The following is a 16,645-nucleotide window of genomic DNA, read 5'->3' as shown; positions in this document are numbered from 1 at the left end:
CTTTCAAAGGTGGTGTGAGTTAGGGGTCGAGAGACAAGGTCAGTCAGTAACGGTTACGGGGGATATCGACCTACTGTGTTCCTCCTTCCCGTCGGTCGGAGCCAGGTGAGCCGGCTCCAGATCAATGCGGCGCAACAGCTGGGCGTTCAGGGCCACCACGATGGTCGAGGCAGACATCAAGATCGCGCCCACGGCCGGGGACAGCACGAACCCGATCGAGGCGAGCACTCCGGCAGCCAGCGGCACGGCGAGGATGTTGTAGCCAGAGGCCCAGATCAGGTTCTGGATCATCTTGCGGTAGCTGGTCTGGGACAGCTCAATCATCGACAGCACTGCCCGCGGGTCATCACTGACTAGGACCACCCCGGCAGATTCCATGGCCACATCCGTGCCGGCACCAATGGCGATACCGACGTCCGCGCGGGTCAGAGCGGGGGCGTCATTGACACCGTCACCGACCATGGCCACGCTCACACCCCGGTCCTGCAGCTGCGTGACCTTGGTGTCTTTGTCCTGGGGCAGGACCTCGGCGAAGACCTCATCAATGCCTAGGTCCTGACCAACCGCCTGGGCCACCTGTTGCGCGTCGCCGGTGATCATCGCGACCTTCACCCCGCGTTCCTGCAGGGCTTTCACAGCGGCGCGGGATTCGGGGCGGATCTTGTCCTCGACGGCCACCGCACCGATGATCTGACCGTCGCGGACAATATGGAGCACACCGGCCCCACGCCCGGTCCAGGCACTGGTGGTGTCGGTGAGCTCGGCCGGGGTGGTGAGGTTGAACTCGCGCAGCATGTTCGGCCCGCCCACGAGGATCTCAGCGCCATCGACAGTGGCCCGGACTCCCCGGCCGGAGGCGGCGCTGAAACCAGTTGCACGGATTTGCCGACGGGAGGCCTCGGGATGGGCGGCCGCGGCCGCCACGATGGCGCGGGCCACGGGGTGCTCGCTGTCGGCCTCCGCAGCGGCGGCGAGGGCCAGTAGCTCGTCCTCGGTGACGCCGACAGCTGCCGCGACACCGGTGACCGCGTGCGCACCCTCGGTCAGGGTGCCGGTTTTGTCGAAGAGCACCACGTCGATGGTGCGCATCCGCTCGAGCGCCATCCGGTCCTTGATGAGCACCCCGGATTTCGCGGCCCGCTCGCTGGAGATCGCAATGACCAGCGGAATCGCTAGGCCCAGGGCATGCGGGCAAGCGATGACCAGCACCGTAACCGTGCGCACCACGGCATCGTCCGGGCTGCCGATGATGGTCCACACCACCGCGGTGATCAGAGCGGAGATCAGCGCGAACCAGAACAACAACGCCGCCGCCCGATCCGCCAGGGCCTGGGCCCGGGAGGAGGACTCCTGGGCGTCGGCAACCATGCGTTGGATCCCAGCCAGGGCGGTGTCCCCGCCGGTAGCCTCCACCCGGATGCGGACGGTGTTGTCGGTGGCCACAGTACCGGCGACCACCTTGTCACCGGTGTCGCGGAAGACGGGACGGGATTCGCCGGTGATCATCGCCTCATCGAATTCGGCGGCTCCGTCGAGGATGGTTCCGTCGGCCGGCACCCGGGCACCGGCCCTCACCAGAACGACGTCGTCGACGACCAGCTCGGAGATGGCCACGGTGCGGGTGGTCCCGTCGATGACTTTCTCGGCCTCATCCGGCAGCAGGGCAGCCAGCGCGTCAAGCGCGGAGGACGCGGCCCCGAGAGCGCGCATCTCCAGCCAGTGGCCCAGCAGCATGATGGTCACCAGCAGGGCCAGCTCCCACCAGAAGTCCAGGTCAAAACCACCCAGCTCCAGAGTGGTGACCCAGGAGGCGACAAACGCCACGGTGATGGCCATGGCGATCAGGAGCATCATCCCGGGTTGGCGAGATTTCAGTTCTTTCCATGCGCCCTTGAGGAAAGGCGTTCCGCCGTAGACGAAGATGATCGTGCCCAGCACCGGGGGGATCCAGGTGGATCCGGGGAATGCCGGGAGGTGGTAGCCAAGCAGGTGGGCGACCATGGGGCTGAAAATAACGACGGGAATGGACAAAATCAGCGACCACCAGAAGCGGTCCCGAAACATTGCGGTGCTGTGTCCGGCGTGTTCGCTGTGACCATGAACGTGGTGGTCTTCGTCCGGGGCGGAATGCGGGTGATCGTGGGGCATTGCCTGGCCGTGGGTGTCGGCATCTGCGTGGTGTTCGTGGCTGGCATGATCCGGGTGGTGGGTGTGGTCTGTTTCCGGAGCGGGGTGATCACCCGAATGGTGGGGAGTGCTCATGACGTTCCTTTCGCTCAACCCGGTCGGGGTCGAGATGATGGGTAAAACTGATCAGGATAAGACGGTGTAGCCGACCTCCTCGATGGCCCGGCGAACCATCTCCGGAGGTACGGCACCGGTGACCGTGATGGTGGAAACTCCACCAGCAGCGAGATCAATCTGGACGTCGTCGACCTGGGGGAGGGCCTGAAGGGCCTGGGTCACGCTTTTCGCGCAGTGCCCGCAGGTCAGGCCGGTGACCTGGTAGCTAGGGGAGGACCCTCCTGCTGACGAGTCGCTGGTGGCAGGGGTGGAGGCGGTGTCGGCACGTGAGGCAGGTCCGCAACAGCTGCAGCCGTGGGAGGCCATCGGCAAGAGGCGGGGCGGGGAGGTGATCATGGGAAAGCTCCTACGAGTCGGTGGGATGCGGCGATGCCACTCTCTAGCATATACCCCCCAGGGGTATATTTTCAATGGGTGGAGGGCGCGGCTCTCATGCGGGGCAGGGTGTGGTCACCGAGCAGCCTCCTCACTGTCGGGAGGGGACAGCGGGAGGCGGAGGGCAAACACCGCTCCGCGACCGGGTCCGGGGGAGGTGGCGGTGAGAGTGCCGCCGTGGGCCTCGATCAATGCCTTGGAGATGGTCAGACCGATACCGGCCCCGCCGTCGTCCCGGCTGCGGGCGGCATCCCCCCGGTAGAAGCGTTCGAAGATGTATCTGAGCTGGTCAGGCGGGATGCCCTCGCCGTCATCGGCGACGTGGATGAGTGCGGTGGACGCCCCCTGTCGGTGGACGCTGATCCGGACCTGCCCGCCGGCCGGGGTGTGTCGTAGCGCGTTCGACAGGAGATTGCTCATCACCTGGCCGAAGCGTTGCCGGTCCACGAGCGCCCGGGCGGTGTGTGTAATGGTCTCGATCTGTAAATCGACGCCTTTGTCAGCATAAGCTTCCCCCGCGGCAGCAGCGGCGGTATGGAGCAGATCCCCGAGCCCTTCCTCCGCCAGGTCCAAATCGATCCGGTGTTCCTGGGCCCGGGAGACATCGTCGATGTCTTCCATCAACCGGGTCAGGCGGGTGAGTTGGTCAGCCATGATCGTGTGGGTGGCATTATTCCAGTCCACGACCCCGTCCTGGAGACCATCGAGGTAGACCGTGAGCACCGATAAGGGGGTGCCCATTTCGTGGGCCAGATCAGAGAGCATCTGGCGGCGGACCTGTTCGGTGTGTTCCAGCCGATCGGCCATGGTGTTGAAGGCATGCGCCAGGGTGGTGACCTCGGGGCCTGCTTTTCCGGCGGGCACGCGGATACGGGAGTTGCCGGCCGTCAGGCTGGTAGCGGCGCGGGTGAGATCCTGCAGGGGGGTGCGCAGACGACGCGATAACCACAGGCTGGCCAGCAGGGCGCTGATCAAGGCGGTGGGCAGGGCGACGGCCAGGGTGATCAGGTTGGCGCCCCGGTAGGCCTGCTCGGCATGGAACAGCTCCAGCGAGGGGTCCTCCTGGCCGGTCATCAACATATGATCATGGAACAGGGTCGGACCCACCGTCGTGGCCACGGCCGCGGCCACCAGCAGGCTAATAACCACGACCAACACCTGGGCGGCCAGGAAGCGGAAGGTCAGGCCGGGTCCGTGATTCATGGTTGCCCCACCCGGTAGCCCACGCCACGCACGGTGTCGATAAACCCCCGGCCCCGGGTGTCGGTGCCGAGCTTGCGACGCAAGTTGCCGATGTGGACATCGACGATGCGTTCATCACCGACCCAGGTGGTGTCCCAGACCTCGGTGACCAGGTCGTGGCGGGTCAGCACCTGGCTGGGGCGCAGGGCCAGGGCAACCAGCAGCTCGAACTCCGTGCGGGTGAGCTCCACGGTCGTCTCCCCCCACCCGCACCTGATGGGCGACGGGGTCAAGGATGAGGTCACCAACGATCAAGGGGGTGGTCACCTGCGGTGGGGTGGTGCTGGTGCGCGGGCGGCGCAGCACCGCATGCACCCGGGTCACCAGTTCCCGGATGCTAAAAGGTTTGGTGATGTAGTCATCCGCCCCCAAGGTCAAACCGCTGATCTTGTCGTCCTCGCTGCCACGCGCGGTGAGCATGAGGATGTAGCAGTCCGAGAAGGTGCGGATCCGTCGGCACACCTCCAGGCCGTCGAGTTCGGGCAGCCCCAGATCCAGCACCACAACATCAGGGGAAAAGCGACGAGCCTCGTCCACGGCCTGGGTGCCGGTGTGAGCCTGGCGGGTATCGAAGCCGGCCCTGATGAGGTAGGAGGCCACCATCTGAGCCAGGGGTTGTTCATCATCGACGACCAGCACCCGCCCCGGGGGCGTGGCGGTGGTCGGTGTGCGGTCAGCCATAGGCCCCAGTATTGCTCCGGTCAGGGGGGAATACCACCCTCGCTCAGTGCCCGGCGGGGCAATCTTCATCAAATCTTCAAACATCACCCTTCGACTGCCGTCACCCTTGTGCCCCACCCCGGGCCGGCGGCATCGCCTCCCCTGGTCGGTTCAGCAGGCGCCACCAGGGATTTCACTGCCTGCACCGCATACCCGGGGCGGGTAGAAGGACATCGCCCACGGCTGTGGGGTGGTGTCCCGGTGGTGACCCAGCCCACCGAATCCACCCCCTTTTCGCCCTGTTATAAGGCTGTGAGCAGGGCTTTTGATTTCTAGTCCGTCAGGCACCCGTGCTAGATAAAGGTATGACATCGACCTTGAGGCGGTGTCTTCTCACGGTCTTACCACGATCCAAGGAGATTGACGTGAAACGAGCAGCGATCGCAGCCGCCGCCCTTGCCCTCGCCCTCACGGGGTGTTCGGCCGCCGACCCGGAACCCACCGCCGACGGGACGGTGTCCCGGGATACATTCCTGACTACCCATGGCCTGGCCGCCATGGACGCGGTGGAGATCATTGATCACCTCGACCGGCAGAAGGTCACTGAGCGTCCCACGGATCTGATCGCTTCAGTGCGTGCCGATGAACTGCTGCTCTCGAGCGATGACCAGGAAGTCGTGGTCGATCTTCCCGACAATCAGACGTATGTCTCGATCGCGCCCTATCTCACCTCCACCCACGACTGCTTCTACCACAGCCTCACGACCTGCCTGGGGGAACTCGACAATGAGGATATCCAGGTCACGATCACCGATGAGGCGACCGGTGAGGTGCTGGTGGACGAGGCGACAACCACCTTCGACAACGGGTTTATTGGCTTCTGGCTTCCCGATGATGCCACCGGCCTGATTGAGGTCAGCTACCAGGGGCGTACCGGCACCGCGGAGTTTTCCACCGCCGACGACGGTGCCACCTGTGTCACAGACCTGCACCTGACGTGATGGCTCAGCAGGGTCCTCACCTGCGCCTGTCTCCCGTGTCACTGAAATCTAACACCAAGGAAGGTTAAATCATGATGAACGGATTTTCCCGACGACAGTTTCTGCTCGGCGGGCTCGTCCTCGCCGGCACCGGGGCCGTGGCCGCCTGCACCAGCGACCCTGGACCCGCTGCCTCGGCACCAGGTTCCTCTCTTCGCCCCACTCCCACCCCCACTGCGCTCGGTGAGCCGACGGTGCGCCGGACACTGACCGCCCGGCCCCTCTCTCTGGATATCGGCGGCATCGAAGCCAAGACGTGGGGGTACGTCTCTGACACCGGGGATGCGGCCATTGAGGCCACCGCCGGCGACGTCCTCCAGGTCGATATCACCAATGAACTTCCTGAGAGCACCTCCATCCACTGGCATGGTATCGCACTCCACAACGCAGCCGACGGTGTGCCCGGCATGACCCAGGACCCCATTGAACCTGGCGAGTCTTTCTCCTATGTTTTTGAAGTCCCCCACAGTGGCACCTACTTCTACCATTCCCACTCCGGCCTGCAGCTTGATCGCGGCCTCCACGCCCCACTGATCGTCCGTGACCCGCAAGACGCTGAGGACCAGGACGTCGAGTGGACCATCGTGCTCGACGACTGGGTCGATGGCATTCAGGGCACTCCCGACGATGAGCTCGACAAGCTCACCGGAATGGGTTCAGGCGACCATAACGGGAAGAAGGGAATGGGAGGTCACGGCCAGATGATGCACGGCACCCCGGACCGGGTACTGGGCGGGGATGCTGGCGATGTGATGTATCCGCACTACCTCATCAACGGACGTATCCCCCGTGCTCACCGGACCTTCGAGGCTCGCCCGGGCGACAAGGCCCGCCTGCGGTTTATCAACTCCGGCGGTGACACCATCTTCAAGGTGGCCCTCGGTGGTCACCGCATGACCGTCACCCACACCGACGGCTTCCCCGTCCAGCCTCGGGAGACCGAATCGATCTACCTGTCGATGGGCGAGCGTGTCGACGTCGAGGTCATCCTCGGCGACGGCATCTTCCCGCTCACGGCTTTGGCGGTGGGTAAGGACGACCGCGCCTTCGCCGTCATCCGCACCGCCGGCGGCCAGGCCCCCACCCCGATGTCGACTTCCCCGAGTTGTCGTCCACCGGACTGCTTCTGTCCTCCCTGAAGCCAGCAGACCGTGCACTCCTGCCCGAGGACACACCAGACCGAGAAGTCAGTATCGACCTGGGCGGGCAGATGATGCCGTATGAATGGAGCATTCTCACCGACGGCCAATCCTCCTCCGCGACCGTGCAGGAGGGCCAGCGCCTGCGGATGGTCATGCGCAACAGAACCATGATGCCCCATCCCATGCACATCCACGGCCACACGTGGGCGCTGCCCGGCAGCGGCGGGCTACGCAAGGACACCGTCCTTCTCCGCCACGGTGAAACCATGATCGCCGACCTGATCGCTGACAACCCCGGTGAGTGGGCATTTCACTGCCATAACGCCTATCACCTGGAAACCGGGATGTTCAGCTCGCTTCGCTACGAGTAACCCCCACAGCAGGGTTGAGTGCCGAGGTGGGCGGGGGTGTCCCCCGAGTAGTGGACACGGCGTTGGTGTGAAGTGTCCCAGGTTTTGTTCCGTTTGAGTAGATGGGAAAATCTGGAACGTGCCGAGAAAATTTGACCAGGATGCAAAGGATCGTGTGGTCCGTCTCGTGGAAGATCGCATCGTGGCGGAAAATATGTCGATGCACCCCGCGTGCCAGGCAGTAGCTCCAAAGTTGGGGGTTTCATGGCACACGGCTCGTCAATGGACTTAAGCCTGCCCGCCGTGCGGGAAACATCCCAGAACCTGTGCCTGAAAATGTGGCCGCCGAAAACGCGAGGCTACGCCGTGAAAATCACCAGCTACGCGACACTAATGAGCTGCTGAAGGCTGCCTCAGCTTTTTCGCCTCATGACCAGGCCCCAAGCCTCGGTTATGATCCGGTTCATCGATGAATACCGGAATTATTTCTCTGTCGAGTTCATTTGTAAGACGTTGAAAAATAACCGGGCTGGTGGGTTTATCACCTCGCGTGGGTATCGCCAGTCCAAGGCCCGTGGGTTAAGTGCTCGTCGACTTCGCGATGCTGCGTTGGTTGAACGCATTAGTGCTGTTCATCGGGATAATGACGGTGTTTACGGCGTGCGGAAAATGTGGCATGCGCTTCACCGTGACGGAATCGATATCGGTCGTGAACAAACCGCTCGGCTGATGCGCCTGGCTGGTGTTTCTGGCACAGGCACAGGCGGATCACCAATCACAACGCGTACACCTCAACGTGCCGGATCTGCGCCCGGATTTGGTCGAGCGTGAATTTAAAGCCCGGGGCCCGAATAAGCTGTGGGTGGCCGACATTACCTACGTGCGCACGAAGAAAGGCTTTGTGTATGCCGCGTTTGTCACCGACGTTTACTCCCGACGGATCGTTGGGTGGGCGTTATCAGACTCGATGCGCACCGAAGCACTGCCGCTGCAAGCTCTCAACCAGGCAATCGTGTGTGCTGAGGAAACAACAGGTCTCATTCACCATTCGGATCACGGATCGCAGTATGTCAGCGTGGTCTACAACCAGCGACTTGCCCAACACGGGATCACTGCTTCCACCGGAAGTGTGGTGACTTATATGACAATGCACTGGCTGAAAACGTTAACGGCCCCTCATAAGAACGAACTCATCCATACTCGCAGGTGGAATGATGTTATCGAGGTAGAAATTGCGACGTTCGAGTGGGTGTCATGGTGGAACGAGGTAAGGCTCCACCAAAGCTTGGGATACCGAACCCCAGCCGAGGTGGAAACCGAGTTTTGGAAGCAGAACCCGCCACAGGCAATAATAGAAATCAAGGCAAATGCCTAGGAACAAAACTCGGGGCACTTCATTCCTTGGCGGAGTATGCAATGCCATTCAGGTGGCCGCACTGCGAATCATCGTGGTGGGAACCGTACCTGATGGGGTGAAGCCCAAAGCCCTTTCTACGATGGGATCGATAAATAGCTCTGCGATGCTTATCGGATACATTATCGGGGCGCCTATCGTAAGTGCCATCGGCCCGGCAGCGGCACTTGCCGTATCCGGAATTGGAACCTCGGTGCTTACAGTAGGGCCAGTCCTGAAACACCGTTTGCAATGATTTCCATGCGCGCACCTAGTTGCTGTTTTTCTTTTTCCTGTGCTTCGTGGGCCTCTTCGTAGGCCCGTGCGCGGTGGGCGGTCATGGTTTGTGCAAAAGTCTGCACCCAATTCTTATTCTTTTCCGCCAGCGGGCCGGAGGGCTCGGTGACGGTCCAGGTGCCGTCCTCGAAGAACCAAATAATGTCCCGGGTGTGCGGATCCATGACGTAAAAGGCCCGGCCATCGGTCTTTATGTTGTGGTGGTGTTGGCACAGGCACGCAAGGTTTGCGGGAGTCGTCGGCCCGCCATCCGCGTGGTTGATGCGGTGATCCTTCTGGCACACCGTGGCAGGGCGGTTGCAGCCAGGGTAGCGGCAGGTGCCGTCGAATCCTTCGAGGTAGGCTGCCATATCCGGCGGGGTGACATATCCCTTTACCTCTTTATCCGGGTTCAGTTCCCGGATCTTGGAGTAGGGCAGGGCGTTGGAGCGCGCCGGGTCGAGCCACCCAACGGATTCAATGAATGCGGGGGAGTTGGGGACATCGGTTGCCTTGTAGGCATTCAGGATGACCTGGGGTGCTTCGGTATTGCCGGTGAGGAGGGAAATGGCGGCATCGGCAAGCGAGCAATCCAGCTTGAGCGCGGTCTCCTTGATGCACTTATCTACGCACGCCATCACCGAGGGATCCGCGCTCAGCGTCATTGCTGCGGTATTGTTTCCCCAATTCTCCATGGTGTAGCGCGGCTGGGTCGGCCCCTTCTTGACCGCAAGGGTGTCATCTTCGAGGTTGATGAGCTCGTTGATCTTCCTTTTAATCTGCGCTTGCGTCCGCATGGCCTGGTTGGCGCGGGTGGGGGTGAGGTAGGCGGTGAGCTGCTCATCGATGCGCGCGACTACCTCCGGGGCCGGGTTGCCCAGGCGGTTAAGGGATTTATTGATGGCAATGAGGCGGTCTAAATCTAAGTGGTAAAGCTGGTGCTGCAGCTCTTTCAGCTGCGGGAGCTCTTCTAGGCGATACAGGGCCATCAGAATATGGCCGATTCGCCCCTGATTAACTCCGGTGGTGCGGTAAAGGGATTGGGTGACTAATTCGAAATCAGAATCGAGATCGGGGATCTGTTCAGTCCAGAACTCGTATTCAGATTTTCGCATCTCAAAAGCTAAGCGTGTAGTGGGGTCTTTGGTGTTGGTCGTGGAAAAGTATGGATCTTCCATGGCGCTTAAAACCTAAATTTGTGTTGTGAACGTGTGTACGAAAAACACTATAGAACACCCGCCGGACATTCGCCTGTTTTAACGCGTTTTCGCAGGTAGGAATGCATATTCTTCCGTCAGGATAACCGGCTCAAAAAACAAAATTATGTGCTAGCTTGAGGAGGGTATGAGCCAGGAGCAGGAAACGCAGGAAGAACCCGGCCGCGCGTGGTGGCAGTGGTGGGCGCCTTTGGCGATGATCGCTAACTTCCTGGTGCTCCCGCCGGCGATTTACCAGGCGGTTTCCGGAACGACGCTGCTCGGCATCATGGGTGGGCTTACCGTGCTTATTGCTCTTATCGATGCCGCCACATTCCGCTACTCATGGACCATCTTCTGGGTTGCGGGCATCGCCTATTTCGCGGCCATGGAGATGTACTTCAACGAGGGGACATGGATTTACCTGCCGGTAGTGGTCCTTTTGGCGTTGGGTGCTAGCAAATTGGGCGCCAAGTTGAGGAAGCGCTGATGGAAATCTGGCGGTTGGACCACCCTGAGGCTGGCCTGCTCGAGGTTGAGCGCGGCTACGATGCCGAGTTCGCTGAGCAGGGCGAATGGCCCAAGGAGCCGAAGGAATTTACGCCGGTGCTTGGCGATGCCCCCTTTATCCACCGCATCCAGCTCTGGCGCAAGAATCCTGCACCCCGCATGCAGATCGTGGTCAATGGCGAGGTTCGCAGCCGGCACGACAAGCCGCGTGGCGGCCGTTATTCATTGCAGAAGAATCTGGAAAACGATCTCTCATTCAGTGAGAATAGTGCGCCGCTGACTAAGCCTTATGTAGATATCCAAGCCACGCCCTTCGGGGAGATACAGGATGTCTACTACCGCGATGGGGAGGAGGCCGTGGCCTTTGATCCGCCGCCGGGCTCCTTGGGTGAAAAGCGGCGCCGGGCAATGGAAGAAAGCCCCTTCAAGCGCGTGCTGTATCCACTGCTCGGTGGGCTGGGGAAGTCCGGGTGGGCCATCGCGATGATTGTTTTGGCTCCTATTATTAGCCGCATCCTCTCGCGCTTGCTGCCGGATTGGGAGCTGCCAGATGTAGATTTCCCAGAGATTTACCTTCCGCTGCCAAATTTGCCGAACCTGCCGGAGCCACCGCAGATTACCTTGCCCGCGCCGCAGTTTGCGGTGCACTTTGTACCTCCGGAATGGGTGGTTTTCCTTATGGATTACAGCAGGGTGTGGATGCCTATAGTTATTGCCATTGCCTTTGGGGTGATGGCGGTGCGCAATGCAAAGAAGTCGGAGGCGAAGAAGAAGGAGTGGCAGAACCATGAAGATTCGCGGCGCGATTGATGCGGAGGGCCGGTGCAAGCATTGGCATTCCCCGCTCGACGTGGTGGCCAATAAGTGCGCGACCTGCGGCGAGTACTTCGCGTGCGCGCTGTGCCATGCGGAGCTGACGGATCATGAGTTTGGGCCCATGCTTGTCGATGCCCCCGCTGCCCTCTGCGGTTCCTGTGGCCTCGAGATGGATTACCGGCTGTATTCCTCTGTCGAGGCATGCCCGAAGTGTGGGCATATGTTTAATCCCGGCTGCAGTGCGCATGCCGGGATCTATTTTCAGGTCACCGCGTAAAAGCGAGGGGAGAGTGCTACTGGTTCAGACCCAAAAAGCGGTTGACCAAGCTGTGGTAGGCGCGCACGGTGAGATCTAGGTCCTCGAGGTAGAGGTGCTCATCGTGGCTGTGTAATTGCGAGTTGGCGCTGGCCATATCGCGGCCCTCGGCGTGCATCGCAAAGCCATAGGCATTGCCGCCCTTGCGGCGGGCGAAGCGGAGGTCGGAACCACCGGTGGCGTGGACGGGGACGACGTCTTTATTGGGGAAGAACTCTTTGGCGGTGGCCTCAATGGTGCGCCAGAGCTCGGTATCGGTGGAGGACTGGGTGGCGTTTTCGGTAATGAGGTGTTCGATTTCTACCTCATCGGCAAGATCGCCCAGTGCGCTGCGGAGGAAATCGTCCAAGTCTTCCTGGGTTTGCCCAGGGAAGGGGCGGATATCCATCTCAAGGTAGGCGTGGGAAGGCAGCACATTGATGGCCCCGCCGGCACGCAGGACGGTCTCGGCGATGGTGGTGTGGCTAAAGGCGTGGGCGTAGGCATCGAGGTTGCCGAACTTGGTGTAGTCACCGGTGCCATCGATAAGCTCTTTTTCGGTCTCAGGATCGAACTTGAAGGTGCGGACGAAGCCCTCCCAGATCTCGTTGGAGGCTGTGGGTGGCTCGGCCTCGGCGATGCGGCGGGCGACCTCGCCAATCTTTATGATGGCAAAGTCCTTGCCGTAGGGCGTCGAGCCGTGTCCGGCATCGCCAGTGACGTGGAGGCGGCGCTGGCCAGCGCCCTTTTCTCCCACGTTGAAGCCCACCGCGCCGGGCAGGTGGCTACCGCCGGTCTCGGAGAGGCAGTTCTTCCAGGAGAAGGCATCGGGGTGGTTTTCTGCCATCCACCGCACGCCCAGGCCACCGCGGGCCTCTTCATCGGCCATGCCCACGAAGGCAAGCGTTCCGCCGGGGTTGCCGGCGCGCGCTACCTCGCGGGTGACGGCGGCCATGGTGGCGGTAATAAAGAGCATATCTACGGAACCGCGGCCGTATAGCTTGCCGTCTTCAATGAGTGCCTCGAAGGGCGGCTTGGTCCACTTGGGTTCGTCGACGGGCACGACATCGGTATGCCCCATAAGAGTGAGTGGTTCCTTGGCGGGATCGCCGGGGACGGTCACCACGATGGAGACGCGGCCCGGGTGGGATTCAAAGCGCTCGATGGAGACGTCTTCGCCGGCAAAAAAGTTCTCTAGCGTATCGGCATTGCGCACCTCAAAGCCGGAATCCGGGGTGAGGTCGTTCACGCAAGCATTGCGGATGAGTTCTTGGAGGAGTTCGAGGGTGTCATTGTAAAGCGTCATGCCCCTTAGGGTAATCCCGCGAAAAAAATTTTGTGATTTTGGCCAAAGTTGAACGGCGTTCAAGTATGGTTCACTGCATGAGCATCATCGACATCGCCCGTGAGAAAGCTCTGGAGCAAGGCAAAGGCCTTAACCAGGAAGAACTACTACAAGTACTGCAGGTTCCAGATTCCCAGCTGGAAGAAATTGCTGATATCGCCCACCAGACCCGCCTGAAGTGGTGCGGCCCGGACGTATCGGTGGAAGGCATTATCTCCATCAAGACTGGTGGTTGCCCAGAAGATTGCCACTTCTGCTCCCAGTCCGGCCTCTTCGAGTCCCCAGTGCGCGCAGTGCGCCTGAACATCCCTGAGCTGGTGGAGGCGGCGCAGAAGACCGCCAAGACCGGCGCTACCGAGTTCTGCATCGTCGCTGCGGTGAAGTCCCCGGATGACCGCCTGCTGGACCAGGTGGGCGAGGCCATCGCCGCCATTAATGATGCCGTTGACATCGAGATTTCCTGCTCCCTGGGCACCCTGACCCGCGAGCAGGCACAGCGCCTGAAGGACATGGGCGCACAGCGCTACAACCACAACCTGGAGACCTCCCGCTCCTACTTCCCCAACGTGGTCACCACCCACACCTGGGAAGAGCGCAAGAAGACCCTGGACTACGTGCGCGAGGTAGGCATGGAAGTCTGCTGTGGCGGCATCATCGGCATGGGCGAGTCCCTGGAGCAGCGCGCCGAGTTCGCAGCCCAGCTGGCAGAGATCGATCCGTGCGAGGTTCCGATGAACTTCCTCGACCCTCGCCCGGGCACCCCATTCGCTGATCGCCCGCTGGTTCCGCTGGGTGAGGGCCTGCGCGCCGTTGCTGCATTCCGCTTGGCGATGCCCTCCACCACCCTCCGCTTCGCTGGCGGCCGCGAGCTTTCGCTTGGCGATGACGGCACCGAGCGCGGTCTGCTCGGCGGCATCAACGCCATCATTGCCGGCAATTACTTGACCACCCTGGGTCAGGAAATCGAAAAGGATGTGGACATGCTGGGCCGCATCGATCTCCCGATCAAGGCTCTGTAGTGTCCGAGCCGAACTCTGAGTTGGCAACCGCCGTCCTGGCCGGGGACGAGCCAATTTTCCACCCCAATACCGGCAAGCCGATCGAAGAGGTCTTCACGCTGCACCCTGCTGCAGCTGCCGGCCTCGACGTGCCGCGCTACTGCCAGATCTGCGGCCGCCGCATGGTGGCCCAGGTGCGCCCCGATGGCTGGCATACCAAGTGCTCGCGCCACGGGGAGCTAGATTCTGAGTGGTTATACGTAGAGCAGCTACCAGAGAGCTAGCACTACCAAGATAAGGAGCCGCTGCCGCAAGGCAGGCGGCTCCTTTTCCTATTAAAAAATACCCGTGAGCTGGGGATAGGTAAATCTACTTGCGAAATTTTGTGCGCTCTACTTTAGAGATTTGGTACGTCCTACTTGCGAAATTTGGTAAAAACTCGCAATCGCTTGATTAGATTGGTGGGTATGGATCCCGCCGTAGCCCACGCACATCAGTCTGCGCTGCGATCGATTGCGCGCGTCGTGGAGGAGACAGCTCCGCATACGGAGGCGGGGCAGGCTTTGGGGGACATCGCCAAGCAGCTGCGAGAAGGGCCGGTGATGGTACTGACCGGGGCGGGGGTATCGACGGAATCGGGGGTGCCGGATTATCGCGGACCGCGGGGCTCGCTGAGCAGGCACCGGCCGATGACGTATCAGGAATTTCGCCACGACCCGGCCGCTAGCCATAGGTATTGGGCGCGCAGTTTCGTGGGCTGGCGCGTGATGGATTCCGCGGCACCCAATCGCACGCATTATGCGCTCGTGGAGTTGGAGCGCGCCGGGCTGGTCAATGGTGTGGTGACCCAGAACGTGGATGGTCTGCATAAACGGGCGGGTACGGACAGGCTGGTCACGCTGCACGGCGATATGGAAACCGTGGTCTGCCTGTTGTGTGGTCACTATGAGGATCGCGGGCACTTCGATGCGCGATTGGCTGCCGCGAACCCGGGCTACCTGGAGCGCCTAGTGGTGGAAAGGGACCAAGTTAACCCGGATGGTGACGTGACGCTGGATGAGAAAGACGTCGCGGCGTTTCGAATGGCTGGCTGCGAGCGTTGCGGATCGGAGTTGCTCAAGCCTGACGTGGTGTATTTTGGCGAGCCCGTGCCAGCCACGCGGCGGGATGCGGCCTTTGCGCTCTTGAACGAGGCTAATTCGCTGCTGGTGGCCGGTTCTTCGCTGGCGGTGATGAGTGGATATCGCTTTGTGCTTGAGGCAAAGAAGCAGGGCAAGCGCGTGGCCGTTATTAACGGTGGGCCTGGCCGCGGGGACAAGAAGGTGGATACGCTGTGGCGCACGCAGGTGGGCCCGGCCTTTGATGCCCTGCTCGATGAGCTGGAGATTTAATTATCGCGGCGTGTGCTCGACCATCCTGAGCAGCGTGCGCACGATGGCGTGCACGCGCTTATCCATGGGCATATCTTCGTGCATGACCACGGCGTGGCGGTCAAAATCTTGGATATAGATATTGCGCACCGCACCTTCGGGCGCGCCCTCGGGGTCGAGGAAGCAGGTCTCGGGCGGGACGACGACGGCATCGGAACGCGTGGCGATGCAGGTGTAGCTCACGCCGGATTCGAGGTCGCCGTCGCGGTTGACATCGCGAAGCACCTCGCTGCCTACCACCTGGTCCATGCCGGCGGGGCCAAACCAGCCATCGATAATGGAGCGGATCACCGCCTCTTGGCGTTGGGTGCGAATGAGGCGACTGGCGATGCCCCCGTGGGTCGTCCCATGATTAGGCGCGCTGATGCTCATGAGGTGGATGACCTTTTCGGCGCCGCCGTCCATGCGCATCCAGTACCGCGCGAGCAGTCCGCCCTGGGAGTGGCCTACTAAGATGACCTTTTCTGCCCCGGTGACGGCGAGCACGGTATCGATATACGCGCCAAGCTGCTGGGATGATTCCGGGATGGTCTGCGTGGCGCGGTGACCGTAGTCAGGGGCAAAGACCGCCCAACCGTCTTGGCGCAAGATATTGCCCATAATCTGCCAGACGCCCTTGGTATCGCAGGTGCCGTGGACCAGGATGACCGGCCAGGGGCGCTCGTCGCTCGGGCGGGCGCCCCAATCGTCTTCGAAAACGCCGCGCGGCTTCGTGCGTGCGCCGAGAGGGAGCGTCCTAGCGGCATCGGCGTCGAGGGCGGAATCGCCGGGACTGGACTTATCCTTTTCGGCCTTGAGGCGGTCAACGATCTCATCGGCAACGTCATCCTGCAAAGCACTGGCCGCGGCCGGGGAGGCGATGCCAAGGCGAGGCGAATCTTTTTCTTCGGGTGTATCTTCCTCGTTCACGCGCCCGAACTTGAGGAGTTGTTCAGAAATAATGCTTTTCAACTCTGCAAGAGATTCGACAGCCATGCCTTCCAATCATACGCGTTAATGCAGGTAAATGGCCTCTTTGGAAAAGTTGAAGAAATTTATGGGCAAGCCCTTGACCTCACGCCACAATCTTTGTAAACTTAGGCTTGCCTAATCACGGGCGGTGCTTACGGCGTAGGGCGCTCCACTCCTTGCCGCTAAGTGCCAGAGATTAGTCATGGGGAGAGGGCCCGCCGATGCGCAGTCGGCGGGCCTTCGTTTATGCCTCGGGAGGGTTAGTCGTCGAAGCAGGCGGCGGGTGCTTCATCCTCATGCGGGGGAATGGGAAGATCAACGG

The 16,645-nt window shown here is 61.4% G+C and carries 15 protein-coding genes and 3 pseudogenes; 11 read left to right on the top strand and 7 right to left on the bottom strand.

All coding sequences use genetic code 11. The features are described from left to right. Nucleotides 1–39 precede the first annotated feature (39 nt). The 4 genes and pseudogenes from QP970_RS08150 to copR all read right to left on the bottom strand — a co-directional run bounded on the left by QP970_RS08150 (nt 40) and on the right by copR (nt 4,602). Nucleotides 40–2,262: a copper-translocating P-type ATPase gene (locus QP970_RS08150; RefSeq protein WP_284869848.1), complete on the bottom strand. Its 2,223-nt coding sequence runs from the start codon at nt 2,260–2,262 to the stop codon at nt 40–42. Nucleotides 2,263–2,313: 51 nt separating this feature from the next. After that, on the bottom strand, nt 2,314–2,640 hold the full coding sequence (locus tag QP970_RS08145; RefSeq protein WP_239269693.1) for a heavy-metal-associated domain-containing protein: 327 nt from the start codon (nt 2,638–2,640) through the stop codon (nt 2,314–2,316). 114 nt (nt 2,641–2,754) lie between these two features. Beyond that, on the bottom strand, nt 2,755–3,882 hold the full coding sequence (gene copS, locus QP970_RS08140; RefSeq protein ID WP_239269692.1) for a two-component system sensor histidine kinase CopS: 1,128 nt from the start codon (nt 3,880–3,882) through the stop codon (nt 2,755–2,757). Continuing rightward, nucleotides 3,879–4,602 (bottom strand): annotated as a pseudogene (gene copR / locus QP970_RS08135) (two-component system response regulator CopR). Before copR ends, copS begins: the two are co-directional and overlap by 4 nt. 404 nt (nt 4,603–5,006) lie before the next feature. Between copR and QP970_RS08130 the strand changes: the two are divergent. The 5 genes and pseudogenes from QP970_RS08130 to QP970_RS08110 all read left to right on the top strand — a co-directional run bounded on the left by QP970_RS08130 (nt 5,007) and on the right by QP970_RS08110 (nt 8,488). Then, nucleotides 5,007–5,582: a CueP family metal-binding protein gene (locus QP970_RS08130; RefSeq protein WP_023024759.1), complete on the top strand. Its 576-nt coding sequence runs from the start codon at nt 5,007–5,009 to the stop codon at nt 5,580–5,582. A 71-nt stretch (nt 5,583–5,653) separates the two neighbouring features. Beyond that, nucleotides 5,654–7,134 (top strand): annotated as a pseudogene (locus QP970_RS08125) (multicopper oxidase domain-containing protein). Between the two features lie 72 nt (nt 7,135–7,206). After that, nucleotides 7,207–7,405 (top strand): annotated as a pseudogene (locus tag QP970_RS08120) (hypothetical protein). A gap of 137 nt (nt 7,406–7,542) precedes the next feature. Beyond that, complete coding sequence (locus QP970_RS08115; protein ID WP_349819853.1) at nt 7,543–7,944, top strand: IS3 family transposase; 402 nt, start codon at nt 7,543–7,545, stop codon at nt 7,942–7,944. Further along, nucleotides 7,856–8,488 (top strand): IS3 family transposase, encoded by a 633-nt coding sequence (locus QP970_RS08110; RefSeq protein WP_239275731.1) that lies wholly within the window; start codon nt 7,856–7,858, stop codon nt 8,486–8,488. Before QP970_RS08115 ends, QP970_RS08110 begins: the two co-directional genes overlap by 89 nt. A 236-nt stretch (nt 8,489–8,724) precedes the next feature. Here QP970_RS08110 and QP970_RS08105 read toward each other — a convergent pair whose 3' ends face one another. Then, a complete protein-coding gene (locus tag QP970_RS08105) occupies nt 8,725–9,897 on the bottom strand; it encodes an HNH endonuclease signature motif containing protein (protein ID WP_284869847.1) in 1,173 nt (390 codons plus the stop codon). A gap of 229 nt (nt 9,898–10,126) precedes the next feature. On the opposite strand from QP970_RS08105, the gene QP970_RS08100 reads away from it, so the two are divergent. From QP970_RS08100 to QP970_RS08090, 3 genes are read left to right on the top strand one after another with little or no spacing between them, the layout of a single operon-like run. Then, entirely contained in the window at nt 10,127–10,468 is a 342-nt protein-coding gene (locus tag QP970_RS08100) for a heme transporter (protein ID WP_239269686.1), read from the top strand. Next, nucleotides 10,468–11,298 (top strand): hypothetical protein, encoded by an 831-nt coding sequence (locus QP970_RS08095; RefSeq protein WP_239269685.1) that lies wholly within the window; start codon nt 10,468–10,470, stop codon nt 11,296–11,298. The genes QP970_RS08100 and QP970_RS08095 overlap by 1 nt, the downstream gene beginning before the upstream one ends. Then, nucleotides 11,276–11,581 carry a CHY zinc finger protein gene (locus QP970_RS08090; protein WP_239269684.1) on the top strand — a complete coding sequence of 102 codons (306 nt, stop codon included), beginning with the start codon at nt 11,276–11,278 and terminating at the stop codon, nt 11,579–11,581. The genes QP970_RS08095 and QP970_RS08090 overlap by 23 nt, the downstream gene beginning before the upstream one ends. Before the next feature lie 16 nt (nt 11,582–11,597). On the opposite strand, the gene QP970_RS08085 is transcribed toward QP970_RS08090, so the two are convergent. Further along, nucleotides 11,598–12,905 (bottom strand): M20/M25/M40 family metallo-hydrolase, encoded by a 1,308-nt coding sequence (locus QP970_RS08085; RefSeq protein ID WP_284869846.1) that lies wholly within the window; start codon nt 12,903–12,905, stop codon nt 11,598–11,600. A 77-nt stretch (nt 12,906–12,982) separates the two neighbouring features. On the opposite strand from QP970_RS08085, the gene bioB reads away from it, so the two are divergent. The 3 genes from bioB (at nt 12,983) to QP970_RS08070 (ending at nt 15,333) form a co-directional block, all read left to right on the top strand. Beyond that, nucleotides 12,983–13,963 carry a biotin synthase BioB gene (gene bioB / locus QP970_RS08080; RefSeq protein WP_005276160.1) on the top strand — a complete coding sequence of 327 codons (981 nt, stop codon included), beginning with the start codon at nt 12,983–12,985 and terminating at the stop codon, nt 13,961–13,963. After that, complete coding sequence (gene bsaP / locus QP970_RS08075) at nt 13,963–14,226, top strand: biotin synthase auxiliary protein BsaP (protein WP_023024778.1); 264 nt, start codon at nt 13,963–13,965, stop codon at nt 14,224–14,226. The genes bioB and bsaP overlap by 1 nt, the downstream gene beginning before the upstream one ends. A gap of 183 nt (nt 14,227–14,409) precedes the next feature. Continuing rightward, nucleotides 14,410–15,333 carry a Sir2 family NAD-dependent protein deacetylase gene (locus QP970_RS08070; RefSeq protein WP_239275733.1) on the top strand — a complete coding sequence of 308 codons (924 nt, stop codon included), beginning with the start codon at nt 14,410–14,412 and terminating at the stop codon, nt 15,331–15,333. On the opposite strand, the gene QP970_RS08065 is transcribed toward QP970_RS08070, so the two are convergent. Continuing rightward, nucleotides 15,334–16,347, bottom strand: a complete 1,014-nt coding sequence (locus QP970_RS08065; protein WP_239269681.1) for an esterase/lipase family protein — start codon at nt 16,345–16,347, stop codon at nt 15,334–15,336. Between the last annotated feature and the right edge of the window lie 298 nt (nt 16,348–16,645).

This window comes from Corynebacterium sp. MSK073, from assembly GCF_030232085.1.
Taxonomy (GTDB): Bacteria; Actinomycetota; Actinomycetes; order Mycobacteriales; family Mycobacteriaceae; genus Corynebacterium.
Note: the sequence above shows the minus strand (reverse complement) of the source record. Positions and strands in the feature narration are given on the sequence as shown.